The 18,081-nt window shown below is 69.9% G+C and carries 21 protein-coding genes; all 21 read right to left on the reverse strand.

Annotated features, from left to right (window positions below; genetic code table 11):
• Window positions 1–22: 22 nt before the first annotated feature.
• Window positions 23–1,669: a methylmalonyl-CoA mutase family protein gene (locus VFI59_16975; protein ID HET6715391.1), complete on the reverse strand. Its 1,647-nt coding sequence runs from the start codon at window positions 1,667–1,669 to the stop codon at window positions 23–25.
• Window positions 1,670–1,718: 49 nt separating this feature from the next.
• The gene (gene meaB / locus VFI59_16980) at window positions 1,719–2,654 is read right to left on the reverse strand and encodes a methylmalonyl Co-A mutase-associated GTPase MeaB (protein HET6715392.1); all 936 of its coding nucleotides are present in this window, start codon (window positions 2,652–2,654) and stop codon (window positions 1,719–1,721) included.
• Between the two features lie 9 nt (window positions 2,655–2,663).
• Window positions 2,664–3,878, reverse strand: a complete 1,215-nt coding sequence (locus tag VFI59_16985; protein ID HET6715393.1) for a PrsW family intramembrane metalloprotease — start codon at window positions 3,876–3,878, stop codon at window positions 2,664–2,666.
• Complete coding sequence (locus VFI59_16990) at window positions 3,875–4,453, reverse strand: hypothetical protein (protein ID HET6715394.1); 579 nt, start codon at window positions 4,451–4,453, stop codon at window positions 3,875–3,877. The genes VFI59_16985 and VFI59_16990 overlap by 4 nt, the downstream gene beginning before the upstream one ends.
• Window positions 4,454–4,479: 26 nt before the next feature.
• The gene (locus VFI59_16995) at window positions 4,480–4,923 is read right to left on the reverse strand and encodes a hypothetical protein (GenBank protein HET6715395.1); all 444 of its coding nucleotides are present in this window, start codon (window positions 4,921–4,923) and stop codon (window positions 4,480–4,482) included.
• On the reverse strand, window positions 4,920–5,960 hold the full coding sequence (locus VFI59_17000) for an alcohol dehydrogenase catalytic domain-containing protein (protein HET6715396.1): 1,041 nt from the start codon (window positions 5,958–5,960) through the stop codon (window positions 4,920–4,922). Before VFI59_17000 ends, VFI59_16995 begins: the two co-directional genes overlap by 4 nt.
• Window positions 5,960–6,421 carry an SCP2 sterol-binding domain-containing protein gene (locus tag VFI59_17005; GenBank protein HET6715397.1) on the reverse strand — a complete coding sequence of 154 codons (462 nt, stop codon included), beginning with the start codon at window positions 6,419–6,421 and terminating at the stop codon, window positions 5,960–5,962. The genes VFI59_17000 and VFI59_17005 overlap by 1 nt, the downstream gene beginning before the upstream one ends.
• Before the next feature lie 18 nt (window positions 6,422–6,439).
• Entirely contained in the window at window positions 6,440–7,267 is an 828-nt protein-coding gene (locus VFI59_17010; protein HET6715398.1) for a CPBP family intramembrane glutamic endopeptidase, read from the reverse strand.
• Between the two features lie 11 nt (window positions 7,268–7,278).
• On the reverse strand, window positions 7,279–8,550 hold the full coding sequence (gene murA / locus VFI59_17015) for a UDP-N-acetylglucosamine 1-carboxyvinyltransferase (GenBank protein ID HET6715399.1): 1,272 nt from the start codon (window positions 8,548–8,550) through the stop codon (window positions 7,279–7,281).
• Between the two features lie 47 nt (window positions 8,551–8,597).
• Window positions 8,598–9,047: an ATP synthase F1 subunit epsilon gene (atpC, locus tag VFI59_17020; GenBank protein ID HET6715400.1), complete on the reverse strand. Its 450-nt coding sequence runs from the start codon at window positions 9,045–9,047 to the stop codon at window positions 8,598–8,600.
• 68 nt (window positions 9,048–9,115) lie between these two features.
• On the reverse strand, window positions 9,116–10,549 hold the full coding sequence (gene atpD / locus VFI59_17025; protein HET6715401.1) for a F0F1 ATP synthase subunit beta: 1,434 nt from the start codon (window positions 10,547–10,549) through the stop codon (window positions 9,116–9,118).
• Window positions 10,546–11,439 carry a F0F1 ATP synthase subunit gamma gene (locus VFI59_17030; GenBank protein HET6715402.1) on the reverse strand — a complete coding sequence of 298 codons (894 nt, stop codon included), beginning with the start codon at window positions 11,437–11,439 and terminating at the stop codon, window positions 10,546–10,548. Before VFI59_17030 ends, atpD begins: the two co-directional genes overlap by 4 nt.
• Window positions 11,440–13,143 carry a F0F1 ATP synthase subunit alpha gene (gene atpA / locus VFI59_17035; GenBank protein ID HET6715403.1) on the reverse strand — a complete coding sequence of 568 codons (1,704 nt, stop codon included), beginning with the start codon at window positions 13,141–13,143 and terminating at the stop codon, window positions 11,440–11,442.
• 18 nt (window positions 13,144–13,161) lie between these two features.
• Window positions 13,162–13,701 carry an ATP synthase F1 subunit delta gene (gene atpH / locus VFI59_17040; protein ID HET6715404.1) on the reverse strand — a complete coding sequence of 180 codons (540 nt, stop codon included), beginning with the start codon at window positions 13,699–13,701 and terminating at the stop codon, window positions 13,162–13,164.
• A 1-nt stretch (window position 13,702) separates the two neighbouring features.
• Entirely contained in the window at window positions 13,703–14,269 is a 567-nt protein-coding gene (locus tag VFI59_17045; GenBank protein HET6715405.1) for a F0F1 ATP synthase subunit B, read from the reverse strand.
• Window positions 14,270–14,294: 25 nt separating this feature from the next.
• The gene (atpE, locus tag VFI59_17050; GenBank protein ID HET6715406.1) at window positions 14,295–14,546 is read right to left on the reverse strand and encodes an ATP synthase F0 subunit C; all 252 of its coding nucleotides are present in this window, start codon (window positions 14,544–14,546) and stop codon (window positions 14,295–14,297) included.
• A gap of 38 nt (window positions 14,547–14,584) precedes the next feature.
• On the reverse strand, window positions 14,585–15,385 hold the full coding sequence (gene atpB, locus VFI59_17055; GenBank protein HET6715407.1) for a F0F1 ATP synthase subunit A: 801 nt from the start codon (window positions 15,383–15,385) through the stop codon (window positions 14,585–14,587).
• 24 nt (window positions 15,386–15,409) lie between these two features.
• Window positions 15,410–15,838, reverse strand: a complete 429-nt coding sequence (locus tag VFI59_17060) for an ATP synthase subunit I (protein HET6715408.1) — start codon at window positions 15,836–15,838, stop codon at window positions 15,410–15,412.
• Window positions 15,839–15,854: 16 nt separating this feature from the next.
• Entirely contained in the window at window positions 15,855–16,073 is a 219-nt protein-coding gene (locus tag VFI59_17065; protein HET6715409.1) for an AtpZ/AtpI family protein, read from the reverse strand.
• A gap of 154 nt (window positions 16,074–16,227) precedes the next feature.
• Entirely contained in the window at window positions 16,228–17,127 is a 900-nt protein-coding gene (locus tag VFI59_17070) for an ABC transporter permease (GenBank protein HET6715410.1), read from the reverse strand.
• Window positions 17,124–18,080, reverse strand: coding sequence for an ABC transporter permease (locus VFI59_17075; protein HET6715411.1), 957 nt, complete (start codon window positions 18,078–18,080; stop codon window positions 17,124–17,126). The genes VFI59_17070 and VFI59_17075 overlap by 4 nt, the downstream gene beginning before the upstream one ends.
• Between the last annotated feature and the right edge of the window lies 1 nt (window position 18,081).

An 18,081-nucleotide genomic window follows, 5' to 3' on the forward strand; every position in this document is an offset into this window, starting at 1 on the left:
CAGAGCTTCCGCGGGCCGAGGGTCAGAACCGAGGAGTCTCTCGGTAGCCGCCGAACACGGTGGTGAGGGCCTGCACGATCTCGCCCTCGGTGCACCGCGAGCGAGCGCACCCGATCAGCGGCTCGATCAGATCCGCGTCCTCGTCCGCCGCGGCGGAGACGAGCGTGGCCAGCGCCCCGTCGGCCGCGGCCCGATCGCGCTGCGAGCGGGTCCGCCCGACGGCCTCGCGCTGCTCCGCCTCGGCCTCGGGTCCGATCACGAGCGTGTCGACCGAGGCCGCCCCCGGGTCGGCGAATGCCGTCACGCCCACCTTCACGAGGTCGCCGGACTCCAGTCGTCGCTGTTCCTCGAACGCCGCCTCCGAGATCAGGCCCTGGAACCATCCGCGCTCGATGCCGGCGAGCACGCCCTCGAGCATCGAGCCTCGGCCCATCTCGTCGATATGGGCGAACAGCTCCTCGGCCAGCGCCTCGATCTCGTCGGTCGCACGCTCCACCACGTACGAACCGCCGAGCGGATCGGCGACGTCGGCGACGCCGCTCTCGAAGGCGATCACCTGCTGGGTGCGCAGCGCGAGGCGGGCGGCGTGCTCCGTGGGCAGCGCGAGCACCTCGTCGAGCGCGTTCGTGTGCAGCGACTGGGTGCCGCCGAGCACGGCCGTGAGCGCTTCCACCGCCGTGCGCACGACGTTGTTCATCGGCTGCTGCGCGGTGTTCGACACCCCAGCGGTCTGCGTATGGAACCGCAGGCGCCGGGCATCGGCGTCGGCGATGCCGTACCGATCCCTCAGCCACCGTTCCCAGATACGACGGGCGGCCCGGAACTTCCCGAGCTCCTCCAGCAGGTCGATGTGACTGTTGAAGAAGAACGACAGCCCCGGCACGAAGACCGCCGGGTCGAGGCCCCGCTGCAGGCCGAGCTCGACGTAAGCGAAGCCGTCGGCCAGCGTGAACGCGAGCTCCTGAGCGGCGGTCGCACCTGCCTCCCTGATGTGGTAGCCGCTCACGCTGATCGGGTGGAACCTCGGGACGCGCGCGGCACAGAAGGCCATCAGGTCGCCGATCAGTCGGAGGTGAGGGCGCGGCGGGAACAGCCACTCCTTCTGGGCGATGTACTCCTTCAGGATGTCGGTCTGCAGCGTGCCGCCGAGGCGCTCCCAGGCGACCCCCTGGCGTTCCGCGGTCGCGAGGAAGAACGCGAACGCGATCGGCGCCGGCCCGCTGATCGTCATCGACGTCGTGATGTCGCCGAGTGGGATCCCGTCGAAGAGCGCCTCGAAGTCGTCGAGGGAGTCCGTCGCGACGCCGCACCGTCCGACCTCCCCCTCGCTGCGCGGGTCGTCGGAGTCCAACCCCATCAGGGTGGGCATGTCGAACGCGACGCTCAGCCCGCCCTGGCCCTGGTCGAGCAGGAACCGGCACCGGGCGTTCGTCTCGGCGGGCGTGCCGTAGCCGGCGAACTGGCGCATCGTCCAGACCCGGCCCCGGTACATCGACGCGTAGACCCCCCGCGTGTACGGCGGCGATCCGGGAAGCCCGAGTGCGACGTCCTCGTCGCGGTCCGCGACGTCGTCGGGGCCGACGAGGGCAGGGACGGGCTGACCCGACAGCGACGTGTGCGAGCGGTCCTCGCTCGGAGGTGCTGTCGTCTCACCGTTCACGTCGCTCATCGGACCTCCGGGTCGTGCCGAGCCGGCGGTCCCGCGCCGATGGACGTGACTACCGGACCGCCCTGTCGACCAGCATAGCGGCGGCCCCGTAGGGATCGACGCGGCGTTCGGCCAGGTCGCCGGCGAGCGACGGATCGGCCTCGAGCGCCGCGGCCACCTGCCGCCGGAACCGTTCGGCGGCGAGCGCCTCCACCTCTCGGAGCAGGCGCACCCGGCGCCGCTCGGCGAGCGCCCCGGTGGCGGCCAGGTGCGTGCGATGCGACTCGACCGCCTCCCACACCGCTTCGACCCCCCCGTGGTCGATCGCCGAGGTCGTGAGCACCGGTGGATCCCAGTCGCGTGCGGCGCCGAGGTGCAGCATCTGGCGCAGCTCGCGCACCACTTCCTGGGCGCCGTCACGGTCGGCCTTGTTCACGACGAAGACGTCGGCGACCTCGAGGATGCCCGCCTTCGCCATCTGCACGGCGTCGCCCATGCCCGGGGCGAGCACCACGACCGCGCTGTCGGTGGCCGCGGCGACGTCGACCTCCGCCTGACCCACGCCCACCGTCTCCACGACGACCCGCTCGTACCCGGCCGCGTCGAGGATGCGGACGGCCTCGGGCGCCGCGAGCGCCATGCCGCCGAGGTGGCCGCGGGTGGCCATGGACCGGATGAAGACGCTCGTGTCGGTGGCGTGTTCCTGCATGCGGACCCGGTCCCCGAGCAGCGCTCCGCCCGTGTACGGGGAGGTCGGGTCGACGGCGAGCACGGCCGCCCGCAGGTCGCGGGCCCGGCACACGCGGACGAGCTCGGCGGCGAGCGTGGACTTGCCGACCCCGGGCGCGCCGGTGAGCCCGATCGTCGCGGCACGTCCGGTGCTCGAGAAGATGCCCTCGGAGAGCGCCTCGAGGCCCGGGTCACCGTCCTCCACGGCGCTGATCGCGCGGGCGACCGCGCGACGGTCGGCGCCCAACACCCCCCGGACCAGCGCGTCGACGTCCATATCGGCAGCCTACCCGCCGCCCTCCGGACCCTCGTCGCCCGCGGGGGCGGCGGCGGGGATCGCCCGCAGCGCGTCGCGGAGCGACCGGCAGTACGCGCGCTGCCGAGCGAGCGCCGGGTCGTCGCCGTCGCCGACGCGTGAAGCCACCATCGCGAGGTTCACCTGTTCACGCTGGAGGCGGTGGAGCAGCCCCGCCGCCCCGGAGCCGGCCCGCCGGCGCATCGCGCGCCGGGCCGCCCGTCGCCGCCGTGGGTTCTCGAGCAGGTGGAGCTCCACGGCGGAGATGCCGTCGAGCCCGATCTCGCCCGCGAGGGCCTCGTGGAGCCAGCGTCGCTCGCGTCGCCGGGCCAGCGTCACCGCGATCGCGACGAACACCAGCAGCGGCAGGCCTTTCACCGCGGTGGCGAACACCACGAGCAGGTAGTCGACCCCGATCCACGGCTCCTCTGGGAACAGCGTCAGGATCGGGGAGTTCCACAACAGGTGGGCGAGCGCGGCCAGCGCGCAGAGTGCCGCCGCCACCCAGAGCCGATGCCGCAGCGGTTCCGTCGCCCGGCGGGAGACGACCACCCCGATCGCCATGCCGACGAGGCCCGTGTACAACACGTGCCCGTACAGGCCGCTCGCCACCACGCGCAGCCAGAAGCCCTGCAGAACGCCCGACGGCTGCCCGCCGAAGACCGCCATGAAGTAGAAGACGTCCTCGACGATCGCGAAACCGAGCCCGCAGATCGCCCCGTAGACGAACCCGTCCATCACGTCGTCGACCTCGTCGCGGGCGATCAGATAGATCAGCACGACGCCGCACCCCTTGAGTGTCTCCTCCACGAACGGTGCGGTGAGCGCGGCGGTCCATCGCGCGGCGAACTCGGGGCCGGCGAGGCGGGCGACGGTGAGGCCCCACCCGGCGTTGCCGATCGCGGACAACGTGGTCGCGGCGACCGCGCCCCAGACGAACACCGCTGCGAGCAGCGGCACGGGCTCGCGCTCGTACAGGTCGAGCACGTACACCACGAGCACGACGGGCAGGCCGTAGAGCGCCAGCAGCAACCACGACAGCGCCCAACCGCTCGGCGACATGTTCCGGTACAGGCTCTGCTCGGCAACCGTCACGACGCCGGTGAGGCCCACGATCAGCACGAAGAGCCAGAACGCGGGCTGCCTCGGCTGCAGGAACCCGGTGTGGTGCAGCCGCCGGCCCAGGCGCATGTCGCTGGCGCTCATGCAGCCCGCCCGACGATCGCGCGGCTCACCATCGTGTGGATGTCCCCATCGACGAACGCCAGGAGCCCTTCGGGAGCGAGACCGACGAACACTACCCCTTGGCCGTCGGGCGAGATCACGGTCGTGACCTCCCCCTCCACCGCCGCGCCTGTCTCGGCGTCGATGCCCACGAACGTGAACCGCTGCCCCTCGAGGCCCTGGTCGAGCATGACCGGGACGAGCACCTCTGAGACCGACAGCTGATCGAGCGACTCACCGAGCAGCTCGTCGCGCACTTCGACCGCCAACGCCTCGGCATCGGCGGACGGGCCCCAGGCGACCGCGGCAAGCGTCCCGCCGCCCCGCGTGACCCGAACGAACCGCCGATCCCCGACGGAACCAGGCGCCGCCGGCTCCCATCCAGTGAGCGGCCGAACCGAGACGACGCCGGGGATCGACACCGGCGGACCCGTGGGCTCCGCGAGCGCGGCCGCCGCGACGAACCCTCCCAACGTGGTGACGAGCACGACCACGAGCACCGCCGCCGGAGCCAGCCAGCGGCGGTCGTGCGCGCCCCGCCGCATCCAGGAGGACACGTCGGGACGGGACGGGGTCCTCGACGTCACCGACCGGGCCGATCCCGCGGCGACTCCTGCACCGTCAGCAGGGACGTGAAACGCCCGAGTCGCCTGGGATGCCGCAGCATCCCGTGCACGCGCACCCGGCCGGTGAGCACGTCGATGAGGGCGGCGCGACCGTCCGGGTGCAGCGGATCTGGCAGTCCCGCGCGCAGGGGGGCGCCGGCCAGCGCGAGCAGCCGATCGGCCGGCGCCACCACGCGCAGGTGGGCGTCGGGTGCGATCCCGTCCGAGACCGCGACGCTGCCGGGCGACAGCCGGACCGTCACCGCGACGCCGGCGTCGGGCGCAGCAAGCACGACGACCGACCGTCGCAGGTGCACCGCGCGCTCGGGCTCACGCGCCAGGTGCTGCTCGAGCAGGCCGGCCAGCAGCTCAGCGAGCCCGCTCGGATCGGATCCCTCCAGCGCCACCCTGGCCGCGGTCACGGCTCGATCAGCACCTTCGTCGCGAGCCGGCGATCGAATCGCTCGTAGCCGGCGACGGCCTCGCCGAGCGAGATGCGGTCGCTCACGAGCGGCAGTGGGTCGATCGTTCTCTCCTCGACCCGTCGCATGACCTCCCGCCACTCGCGGTGGACGGGGCAGATACCCGTGAACCGCAGTTCGAGCGCCCGCGCCCAGGCGACGCCGAGCTGCAGCTCCACCGACTCGCCCGCGTACACCCCGGCCACGACGACCCGCCCGCCACGGCGGACCACCGCGGTCGCCGCCGTGTAGGCGTCGGCTGCCCCAACGGCATCGATCGCCACGTCGGCGCCTCGGTCGTCGGTGGCCTCGGCCAGCACGCTCTCGGCGCTGCGCTCCCCCACGTGCAGCGCCGTGGCCCCCGCAGCGCCGGAGAGCGCGAGCCGGGCCGGCTCACGATCGAGCAGGAACACACGCTCGACCCCGAGAGCCCGCAACGACGCCGCGGCGCACCACCCGACCGGACCGGCGCCGAAGACGGCGACCACATCGTCGGCGTGCGCCCGAGCGAGCGAGGCCGCGTGGGAGCCGGTCGCGAGCACGTCGCCGACGAAGATCGCCCGCTCGTCGTCGACGCCGGGCGGCACCGGGAGCAGGTTGACGTCGCCCCACGGCACCCGCACGAGCTCCGCCTGCGTGCCGGGCAGTCCGCCGCCGAACGGTCCCGCGCCGAAGACCGCGGCCCGCTCACACAGGTTCGTCTGTCCGTGCGCGCAGAACCAACACGCGCCACACGCCACCGCGAACGACAGCACGACACGATCGCCTGGCCGCACGGTACGGATCGAGGCACCCACCTCCTCGACCACGCCGACCGCCTCGTGGCCCAGCACCTCACCGGGAGCCGTGGGGGTCTTCCCGTGCAGGAAGTGCAGGTCCGAGCCGCAGATCGCCGCGCGCCTCACCCGCACGAGCGCATCGGAGGGCTCCCGCAGTCTCGGTTCCGCGACGTCGGCCACCTCGACCTTCCCGGGCTCGACGAAGACGACCGCACGCATCACGCCTCGTCGGGGAACCTCGTGGGCACCGCGCCACAGACCACGACGAGCTCGTGCGCCGCCTGCACGTAGCGGAGGATCTTGGGCAGGTCGCCACGCACGCGGAGCTTCCCCTGCATCATCGCGCGGACCGGGTCGAGGTCGCCGCGCACGACGTCCTTCCAGCGGCGGTACGTCGCGGAGATGACGAACTCGGCGGCCGCGCCCTCGGCCGGCGCGATCAACCTCCCTCCCCGGCAGGCGCCGTGCCACAGGTCGAGGTACCCCCAGACGTCGGAGGCCACGCCGCGATCGGGATCGGCCTCGATCACGAAACTGATGTCGCCTTCCCAGTCGGAAGCCGCCGTCCGGTAGTCGGCCGATGCGTTGATCTCATCGGCCAGCGCACGGAACCACTCCTCCCGCGGGAACTCGAACATCCCCACCTCCCCTGCCGGCCCCAGCATACGGAGGTCGTCCATGGGAGACGGCCGCACGGATCAGCGCAGCGCGTCGGAGACGATCACGGAGACGGCGATCAGGTTGAATGCGGCATGACCGACGATCGGCGAGAGCAGCGTCCTGCGTCGTTCGTAAACGAGGGCGAGGCCGAGACCGGTGACGACCATCGTGATCTGCAGCGCCAGCGCGTCAGGCCACGGACCGGGCACGTAATGGATCACGCCGAACAGGAGCGCGGAGACGATGGCGCCGAGGGCCACCCCGTGGCGATCACGGATCGAGCGGAAGATCAGACCACGGAACAGGAATTCCTCCGTGATCGGCGCCACGACGACCGCGAACACCGCGAAGACCACCAGCTCGAACCCCTGCAGGCCCTCGGTCACCTGCGTCGGCACCTCGACATCCTCGTTCGTGACGGCGGTGAGGATCCAGATCGCGATCGCCGCGGCGATGCCGGCCACGATGCGCACCGCCACACCGAGCCCGGCGCCGATCGCGACCTCGCGAGCCACCCGCGAGGACGGAACGAGCCGCAGGGCCTCGCGCCAGCCGGGGTGCCGCATGCGGAGCCACACGAGCAGGGTCCCGACCAACACAACGTCGACGGCGATGCCCTGAGCGAGCTCGCTGACGCCGCTGGCGCCTCCGTCGGTGGTGTCGCCGAGCAGCGCGAACAACGGGACCGCGGCGAGCGATCCGAGCACGAAACCGAGCAGCGCGATGCCCACGGTGGGCAGGAACCGCCACATGACCTTGGGACGGCCGTCGGGGAGCGTCGCGACCGAAGGACCGGAGGCGATCGCCGTGCCGATGGGCGATCCGTCGGCCCGCAGGTCGGGCCGTCTGGGGGGTCCGGGCATCATCGGCAGGGTTCCTAGGACAGACGGATCGCCGGCTCCTCGACCCGGCGAACCTCGACCCCGAGCGCCCGCAGCTTCTCGACGAACCCCTCGTAGCCGCGATCGAGATGGTGCAGTTCGGAGATCTCCGTGATGCCGTCGGCGGCGAGTGCCGCGATCGCCATCGCGGCGCCGGCCCTGATGTCGAGCGCCCGCACCGGGGCCGCCGAGAGCCGATCGACCCCGCGGATCACCGCGTGATGCCCCTCAGTCCGGATGTCCGCCCCCATGCGACGAAGCTCGTCCACGTAGAGGAACCGGCTCTCGAAGACGTTCTCGGTCGCGATGCTCGTCCCCTCGGCGGTCGCCAGCATCGACATGAGGATCGGCTGGAAGTCGGTCGCGACGCCCGGGTAGGGCAGTGTGACGAAGTCGATCGCGCTCGCGCGCTCGGATTGACGGATGCGCAGCCCCTGCTCGGTCATCGCGACGTCGGCCCCCGCGTCGCTCAGCTTCTGCAGGAGCAGGTCGAGGTGATCGGGCCGCGCGTGCTCGAGCGTCACGTCGCCGCGGGTCGCGACCGCGGCTGCCGCCCACGTGCCGGTCTCGATGCGGTCGGGGATCGCCACGTGGTCGGCGGGGATGAGTCCTTCGACGCCCTCGATCTCGATCGTGCTGGTGCCCGCCCCCTCGACGCGGGCTCCCATCGCGCCGAGGAAGCCCGCGATGTCGGCGATCTCGGGCTCGCGCGCCGCATTGTCGATCACCGTCGTACCCCGCGCGCGCACGGCCGCCATCATCAGGTTCTCGGTCGCGCCGACGCTCGGGTAGTCGAGCGTGATCGCGGCGCCGTGCAGCCCGCGCGTCTCCGCGACGAGGAAACCGTGTTCGGAGCCGATCTCGGCCCCCATCCTGCGCAAGCCGTGGATGTGTAGGTCGATCGGGCGCGAGCCGATCTCATCGCCCCCCGGCATCGCGATCCTCGCCCGGCCCGCCCGGGCGAGCAACGATCCCAGCACCGCGGTCGAGGCACGCATGCGCCGCACGAGCTCGTAGGGCGCCTCCACCGACGTGAGCTCCGTGGCGTCGATCGTGACCGTGCCCCCCTGCCACGCGACGCCGGCGCCGAGGCGCTCGAGCACCTCGCCCATCGTCAGGCAGTCGCGGATGTGCGGAACGTTGCGCAACATCGTCCGCCCCGGCGCCAGCAGCGCCGCGGCCATCAGCTTGAGGGCGGAGTTCTTGGCGCCTGCGACCCGGATCGTGCCGGTGCATCGCGCCCCTCCCGTGACCAGGAGTCGTTCCATGGGGCTCACAGTGTAGGGGGCGCCGGGCCCGGGCGTGGGACCGAGGCTCAGCTGCCGACGGTGGCGAGGGCGATCCGGGCCAAGGCCTTCTTGAGCTCGCCCCGGATCGCGGCCACGTCGGCCTCGGCGAGCTGCGTGTCGTGGTTCTGCAGCCGCTCCTCGAGCTCGGCGGCCCTCGCCTTCGCGGCGTCGACGTCGATGTCGCCGGCGAGCTCGGCATGCGCGGCGAGCACGTCGACCCGTGTACCACGGTCGCTGCCTTCCTCGCCGCCGGCGCTCGTCACGTGCATGAATCCTCCGTCGATCACGGCGGCGAGCTCGCCGTCACCCTCCCGATGGATGCGCAGCGGCCCGATCGCGAGCTGCACCATCATCGGCGCGTGCCCCGTGAGGATGCCGACCTCGCCGTCGACGCCGCGCGCGATCACGGTCTCGGCCGGGCCGGACCAGACCTCCCGCTCCGGGGTGACGACGTGCACGTCGAGCGACCCGCTCATGGCGCGATCGCCTTCGGCTGCTCGAGCAGCCCACTCATCGCGCGACCGCCTTCGGCTGCTTGAGCCAACTACGCCGCCTCCATCTGCTTGGCCTGCTCCACGGCTTCCTCGATACCGCCCACGAGGAAGAACGCCTGCTCGGGCAGGTGGTCGTACTCGCCCTCGGTGAGTGCCTTGAACGAGGCGATCGTCTCGTCGACCGGCGTGTACTTCCCGGGCAAGCCGGTGAACTGCTCCGCCACGAAGAACGGCTGCGACAGGAAGCGCTGGATCTTGCGTGCCCGCGACACGACGACCTTGTCCTCCTCCGAGAGTTCGTCGATGCCGAGGATCGCGATGATGTCCTGCAGGTCCTTGTAGCGCTGGAGGATCTCCTGCACCCTCCGGGCCACCGCGTAGTGCTCCTCGCCGACGTAGCGCGGGTCGAGGATCCGCGACGAGGAGTCCAGCGGGTCCACGGCCGGGTAGATGCCGAGGGAAGCGATGTCGCGCGAGAGCACGGTGGTCGCGTCGAGGTGCGCGAACGCCGCGTGCGGCGCCGGGTCGGTGATGTCGTCGGCCGGCACGTAGATCGCCTGCAACGACGTGATCGAGCGGCCTCCGGCCGAGGTGATCCGCTCCTGCAGGTCGCCCATCTCGCCGGCGAGGTTCGGCTGGTATCCCACGGCGCTCGGCATGCGGCCGAGCAGGGTCGAGACCTCCGAACCCGCCTGTGTGAACCGGAAGATGTTGTCCACGAACAGCAGCACGTCGAGGTGCTTCTCGTCGCGGAAGTACTCAGCCATCGTGAGCGCCGACAGCGCCACACGCAGACGCACGCCGGGGGGCTCGTCCATCTGGCCGAAGACGAGCGCGGTCTTCTCGATCACGCCCGATTCGGTCATCTCGATGAAGAGGTCGTTTCCCTCGCGGGTCCGCTCTCCCACACCCGCGAAGACCGAGACGCCGCCGTGCTGTTCGGCCTGGCGGCGGATCATCTCCTGGATGATCACGGTCTTGCCGACGCCGGCACCGCCGAACATGCCGATCTTGCCACCCTGCACGTACGGCTCGAGCAGGTCGATCACCTTGATGCCGGTCTCGAGCATCACCTTCTTCGGCTCGAGGTCGGCGAACGGGGGCGCATCGCGGTGGATCGGCCAGTAGGTGTCGGGACTGATCTGGTCGGGGGTCGTGTCGAGCGGCTCCCCGAGCACGTTGTAGACGTGACCGAGCACGCCCTCGCCCACCGGCACGGTGATCGGGGAGCCTGTGTTCTCGACGGGGGCGCCCCGGACGACACCGTCGGTCGGCTTCAGGGCGATCGCGCGCACGGTGGCGTCGCCGATGTGCTGGGCAACCTCGCACGTGATCGTGGTTGTCTCGCCGCCGAGGTCGACGTCGAGCGTCAGTGCAGTGTTGATCTCGGGCAGCTCCGCCGGCGGGAACTCGACGTCCACCACCGGCCCGATCACCCGTACCACGCGACCCTTCGCGCGTCCGTTCGTCTCCGCCATCGTCATTCCTCCGCTGTCGCGGCGAGGGCTTCCGCCCCGCCGACGATCTCCATGATCTCGGTCGTGATCTCGTCTTGGCGGGCGCGGTTCGCCTGCCGGGTGAGGATCTTCATCAGCTCGTCCGCGTTGTCGGTCGCGGCCTTCATCGCGCGTCGGCGCGCGGCGTTCTCCGATGCCGCCGACTCGAGCAGCGCCGCGTACACCTTCGTGATCAGGTACTGCGGCAGCAAGTGATCGAGGATGCGCTCGGGCGCGGGCTCGAACAGGTACTCGGCATGCACGGTCTTCGTGCCGGAGCCAGAGATCTCCTCGGGCGCGATCGGCAGGAACCGCTTGGCGGTCGCGCGCAGCGTGAACGCGGAGCGGAAGTCGGTGTACGCGCAGTGCAGCTCGTCGATCTCCCCGGCCGCGAAGTCGTCGATCAGCCGAGTCCCGATCTCCTGCGCGACGTCGTAGCCCGGCACCTCGGTGTGCCCCTGCCATTCGGCGCGGATCGGGACCCCGCGGAACCGGAAGTAGCCCACGCCCTTCTTGCCGCTCACGTACAGCACCGGCTCGAGCCCTCGGTCGCGCACGGACGCGAGCACGCCCTCGGCTTCCTTGATCACGTTCGCCGTGTAGGCGCCGGCGAGACCTCGGTCGGACGTGCAGACGAGCACCCCGGCCGTCCGCGGCTCGGCCCGCTCCTCGAGCAGGGGGTGGGAGAACGAGCCCGAGTTGCGAGCCAGGTCTTCCATCGCCTCGGTGAGCTGGATCGCGTACGGGCGCGACGCCTCCACGCGCTGCTGCGCCTTCACGATGCGCGAGCTCGCGATGAGCTCCATCGCTCGGGTGATCTTCTTCGTCGACTGGACCGATCGGATCCGCCGACGGACGACGCGTAGCTGGGCGCCCATCTACTCCTTCGGTGCCTCCGTGTCATCGACCGGCGTCTGCTCTTCGAGCAACCCCACGCCCGGACCCTCCTCGTCGTCGTCGACCGAGGACATCCGGTCCCAGCCCACGTCGGGCTTCATCTCGTCGGGCGGGGTCGTCTCGCCGAGCGCAGCCCCCGACCCCGGGCCGGTCTCCGTCGGAGCGAAGACCTCATGGAACGCCTCGATCGCCGCCTTCAGCGTCTCCTCGGTCTCATCGGAGAGGTCGCCGGTGTCGCGTATCGCCGTGAAGACCTCAGGGTTGCGCGTCTCGAGGAACGTCGCGAACTCCTGGACGAAGCGCTTCGCGTCCTCAACCGGGTAGTCGTCCATGTAGCCGCCGGTCACGGTGTAGATCGCGACGACCTGCCGCTCGACCGGCTGCGGGTCGTACTGCGGCTGCTTCAACACCTCGACGACGCGTGCGCCGCGGGCGAGCTGCTGCTGCGACGCCTTGTCGAGCTCGGATCCGAACTGTGCGAACGCCTCGAGCGCGCGGAACTGGGCGAGATCGAGGCGGAGCCGTCCGGCGACCTTCTTCATCGCCTTGATCTGCGCCGAGCCACCCACGCGCGAGACCGAGACGCCCACGTTGATCGCGGGGCGCACGCCGGAGAAGAACAGCTCCGACTCGAGGAACAGCTGCCCGTCGGTGATCGAGATCACGTTCGTCGGGATGTACGCGGAGATGTCGCCGCCCTTCGTCTCGATGATCGGCAGCGCCGTCATCGACCCGCCCCCGTTCTCGTCGGAGAGCTTCGCGGAACGCTCGAGCAGGCGGGAATGCAGGTAGAACACGTCGCCGGGGTACGCCTCGCGGCCCGGCGGACGTCGCAGCAGGAGGGAGATCTCACGGTAGGCCACCGCCTGCTTCGACAGGTCGTCGTAGACGATCAGCACCGCATCGCCCTTGTCCATCCAGTGCGCGCCGAGCGCGGCTCCCGAGTAGGGGGCCACGTACTGGAACGGCGCGGGGTCGGAGGCGGCCGCGTTCACGACGGTCGTGTACTCGAGCGCCCCGTTCTCGCGGAGGGTCTCGACGACCTCGGCCACCGTCGACGCCTTCTGGCCGACCGCGACGTAGATGCACTTCACGGCCTGGTCGGTGCCCCAGTACTGCTTCTGGGAGATGATCGTGTCGAGGGCGACCGCCGTCTTTCCGGTCTGGCGGTCGCCGATGATCAGCTGCCGCTGCCCGCGACCGATCGCAGTCATCGCGTCGATCGCGGTGATGCCCGTGTACATCGGCTCCTTCACGGGCTGGCGGGCGACGACGTTGGGCGCCTGCACCTCGAGGTTCCTCGTCGTCTCGGCCGCGATCGGACCCTTGTCGTCGATCGGCCGGGCGAGGCCGTCGACCACCCGGCCCAGGAACGCGTCGCCGACGGGGATCGAGAGGATGCGTCCGGTCTGGGTCACCGGGTCGCCCTCCTCGATCAGGGCGGCGTCGCCGAACACGATGCATCCGATCTCGTCCTCGTCGAGGTTGAACGCCATGCCCAGCAGCCCGTCGGGGAACTCCAGCAGCTCGTTGGCCATCGTGCGCGGCAGCCCGGCGACACGCGCGATGCCGTCGCCGGACTCGATCACGCGACCGACCTCTTCGCGTGAGACCTCCGGCGTGTAGCTCTCGACGTTCTTCCTGAGGGCTTCCGCGATGCTCGCGGGGTCAAGGTTGAGTGCCATGGTGTGGTTCCAGCTCCCTTAGGTGCCTAGGTGTTGCTTCGCGGATGCGAGCCGGCTCGACACCGACCCGTCGAAGACCTCGTCGCCCACCCTCGCAACGATCCCCCCGACCACCGAAGGGTCGACGACGACCTTCACGTCGACCGAACGGCCGGTGGCCTGCGAGAGCGCGCGGGCGATGCGGTCGCGTTGCGCTTCGCTCAGCTCGACCGCGCTCCGAACCTCGGCGAGGACGTGATCACGTTCGCCGGCCGCTACCTGGGCAAGGTGCTCGACGATCTTCGGCAGCTCCCGCGCCCGGCCCGCGTCGACCACGAACCCGAGCAACGTGACCGTGACCGGGTTCGCTCGATCGCCCACCAGTTCGGCGATCACCGCCTTCTTGTTCTCTGCGGGCAGCGCGGCATCGGTCAGGGCCTCACGCAGTGGTGTGTGCTGCTCGAGCCCCTTCGCGAACCCGTAGAGCTCGTCCTCGACCGTGGGCAGGACGCCCTCGGCGCGCGCGACCGAGAACAGCGCCTCGGCGTAGCCCTGGATCAGCTCCTCGTCGCGCGTCATGTCAGTTCGTCGCATTCCCGCCCGCGACCTGGTCGATGTACTCGTCGATCAGGCGCTCGTGGGCGCTCGGGTCGAGGGACTCGCCCACCACGCGACCGGCGAGCTCGACCGCGATCTCGGCGACCTGCGCTCTGAGCTCCTGGAAGACGCGATCGCGCTCGGCGCGGATCTCCTCTTGCGCGCGCACCACCGTGGCCTGGGACTCCTGCTCGGCCTTGGCCTGCACGTCTCGGCGGAGCTGGTCGGCGGTCTTGCGCGCCTCCTCGATGATTCGGTTGGCCTCGTCGCGGGCACCGGCCAGCTGCTGGCGGTACTCGGCGAGCAGGGAATCGGCCTCGGACCGAGTGGACTCGGCTCGCTCCATCTCGCCCTGGATCTTGTCGGACCGGGCTGCGAGGGTCTTGTTGAGGGCCGGGAAGGCGAACTTCCACAGCACGAAGAAGACGATGAGGAAGGCGAGTCCGCCGACGATCAGCTCGACGATCGGCGGGATCAGCACGCTGATGCCGCCTGCTTCCTCCTCCTGTCCGGCCGTCGCTTCCGCGGCCAGGATCAACGTGTTCACCATGTCGTTCCTCTCTGGCTCGGAGACCTCAGACGATGAACGACAACACGAAACCGAAGAGCGCGAGCGCCTCGACGAACGCGATGCCGAGGAACATCGTCGTGCGCACCATGCCGGCCGCCTCGGGCTGACGCGCCATCGCCTCGACGGACTTGCCGACCAGGAAGCCGATGCCGATGCCGGGCCCGATCGCGGCGAGGCCGTACACGAGACCCTTGCCGATCGCGCCGATATCGCCGGTGAGGCCGCCTTCGGCCGCCTGCGCGAGAACGTGGAACATGTGTTTCCTCCTTCTCGGTTCTTCCGTTGAAGTCTCGGTCAGTGCTCGGGATGCATCGCCAGGCCGATGTAGACGGCCGTGAGGATCGTGAAGATGTAGGCCTGCAGCGCCGCCACGAGGACCTCGAAGGCGGTCATGAACACCATCAGCAGGAACGCGAAGGGCGCGAAGACGATCGTGACGGGCTCCAGCAACAGGTACGCGGAGCCGAGGGCGAAGATCGTGAGGATCAGGTGGCCGGCGAACATGTTGCCGAAGAGTCGGACGGCCAGCGAGAACGGTCGCACGAGGAACGTCGACACGAACTCGATCGGCGTGACGAGGAGGTAGAGCGCGGTCGGCACGCCGGGTGGGAACAGCTGGCTCTTGAAGTAGCCGCCGGCCCCCTGTTTCGCGATGCCCGCGATGTTGAAGATGAACCATACGAGGATCGCGAGGAAGGCCGGGATCGCGATGCGCGAGGTCGCCGGGAAGTTCAAAAAAGGAATGATGCCGAAGATGTTGGCGACGAACAGGAAGGCGAACATCGACGTGAGGAACGGCACGTAGCCCAAGCCATCGGGGCCCATGACCTCCATCACGATGCCGTTGCGGATGAAATCGACCAGCGACTCCACCAGGTTCTGCAGGCCCTTGGGCACGAGCCGGCCGCCACGCGCCCCGGCCACGAAGAGCACGATCACGATGACGGCGGCCAGGACCATCAGCCCCGACGCCCTGTTGAAGCAGTGCTCGCCGCTGCCGATCAGGCACGGCGTGTCGAAGATCTCGGGTCCGAGCTCGTTGTCGCTGAACCCTCCCTCGCTCGGCGGGACGAAGGCCAGGACCGCTGACGTCATGGCCGAGGTGATGGTCGAGAGCATCTAGGCGTTCTCCTTCGCGGCCAGCGCGGCGTTGGCTCGCGCGGCCGACGGGTCTGCGGGGATCTGGAGCTGGCCGCCCACACCGCGCATCGTGAGTCGAGCCTCGTAGACGAGCAGCGCCATCGTGGCGGGCACCACGGTCAGCCCGAAGGCGAGTGGCGAGAACCAGGCGAACGTGTCCAACAGGAACATCAGCCCGACGACGATGCCGATGCGCACGACCGGCCCGACGAGGGCCACCGCGTGCACCGCGGTGATCGAGATCGTCGAGGCGCGGCCGAGCGACCATCCGTGCGCGGCGAAGTTCGTGAAGACGACGGCGACCCCGATCGCGGCCGAGACGGCGGCTTCAGGTCCCCCGAAGGCCCAGGCGACGACGGAGGCGACCACGAAGGCGAGCAGCGAGGGCACGATCGCCCTCCGCACCATCTCGCGCTCCGGCCGCTCAGTCAGGGTGTCTCCCGTGTCGCACGTAGACCAGGTAGATCGAGGCGCCGACGCCGAGCAGCATCCCGATCGGAAGGAACAAACCGTCGAAGCCGAGCCACCGGTCGAGGAGCCAGCCGACACCCCCCCAGACGACGATGCCGGCGAGCAGGGTGCCGATCACGCTCCAGGCCTGGTTGGCTCCCCTCCACGCTTCCCCTGGGTCGCGTCCCGGCATGGGCGCGGCAAGTATAGGGGCGCGGCCGGAAGCCCGTCAAAGGAACGCAACATCCGTTTCCGCAGGTCAGAGGCGGTTTCCTCGTGACTTTGTGAAAGATTTCACGAAGTCGGCGGCGTCGACCCTACCCGGCGTACATCGGTCAGGAGGTCCCTCATTTGCCGGCACCCACGGCCGCCCTGGCACCGACCACCTCGCCCTCGGCCGCCTTGCGGCTCGACCGGAAGCTCGTGGCGAGATTCAACCCCGCGGTGAGAAGGCCGGCCATGAACAGGAGCGTGCCCCAGACGTTCACCTGCGGCGGCACGCCGATCCGGGTCGCTCCGTAGACCCACGTCGGGAACGTGTTCACCGCGCCGCCGACGAAGTTCGTGATCACGAAGTCGTCGAGCGACAACACGAATGCCAGGAGGAATCCTGCGACGACACCCGGCAGGATCAGCGGCATCGTCACCCGCATGAAGGCCTGGAACGGTGTCGCGAACAGGTCCTGCGCCGCGTTCTCGAGCGAGCGGTCGAGTCCCTGCACCCGGGCACGCACGGTGATCGCGACGAACGCGATCGCGAAGCCGATGTGGCTGAACAGGATCGATCCGAAACCGATCGGCGTCTTCCCGAGCACGAACATCGACAGGAGGGACGAGGCCAGCACGATCTCGGGGATCGCGATCGCGAGGAAGATGACGAAGTTCGTCACCGCGCGCCCGCTGAACTGATACCGGCCCAGCACGAGCCCGATCAGCGCACCGAGGACCGTCGCGATGATCGATGCAGGGATCGCGACGAGGATCGACGTCCTCACGGACTCGTTCAGCGCCGGGATAGCGAACATGTCTCGCCACCACCGCGTCGTGCAGCACGTGAACTCCGCGATCTGCCGCTCACCCAGGAGATCGTTGAACGAGAACAGGATCATGATGAAGACCGGGAACGCCAGGTAGATGATCATCGCGATCGTGAAGACCGGCAGGATGTAGGCGGTCCAGCGCTTGCGCTTGACGCGCAGCGGCGGGCGGTCGACGGTCTCGACCCGGTCGACGGTGACCGCGCTCATGCCGCGGCCGCCAGCGTCGAGTCTTCGGTGCCCAATACCTTGGCGTACGCGAGCGCGATCACGAGCATGCCGATCATCAGGATCACCGAGAGCGCGGCCGCCTCGGGGTAGTCGGCCTCCGTCAGGAACTTCGTCTGGATCACCTGTCCGACCATCGTCGTGCGGTTGGACCCGAGCACGCTGGAATTCACGTAGTCGCCGGTCGCCGGCACGAACGTCAGCACGAGGGCTGCGAACAGCCCGGGGAACGACAGGGGCAGCACGACCTTGCGGAACGCCTCGAACTTCGTCGCGTACAGATCCTTCGCCGCCTCGACGAGCCCCTTGTCGATGCGGTCGAGCGCGACGTAGAGCGGCAGCGCGGTGAACGGAAGGAAGTTGTACGTGATACCCGCCACGACGGCGACGGGACCAGCGAGCACCCGGAAGTTGTCAGGGAGGAGCCCCAGGTCCTTCAGGAAGCCGAAGAGCAGGCCGTCGTCTGCGAGGATGAAGTTCCACTGCACGGTGCGGATCACGAACGACACGAAGAACGGCACCAGGATCAGGAAGAAGAGCGTCGACTTCCATCTGCCGGCATAGAAGGCGATCCAGTACGCCATGGGGTAGGCGAGCAGGATCGTGAGCACGGTGGCGAGGGCCGAGTACAGCAGGGCTCGGGCGATGAAGGTCTTCGACGATGCGAACGCGTCCGCGTAGTTCTCGAAGGCCCAGGTGAACTGATAGCCGCCGGAGAGCAGTCCCCCGCTCTGCAGCGAGGTGTAGACCACGAGGATCAGCGGCACGATGAAGGCGAGCATCAGGTAGATGCCACCGGGTGCCAGGATCCCGTACGCGACCCGGCTCCGTCGCTTCGCGAGGAATTGGTCGGCACGCTTCGGCGGCTCTTCGCCGGACTGGCCGGCGACGGCCGCGGTGAGCAGCGCGAGATCCTTGGACTGATCCTGAGGCACT

Source organism: Actinomycetota bacterium, assembly GCA_035697485.1.
GTDB lineage: Bacteria > Actinomycetota > UBA4738 > UBA4738 > HRBIN12 > JAOUEA01.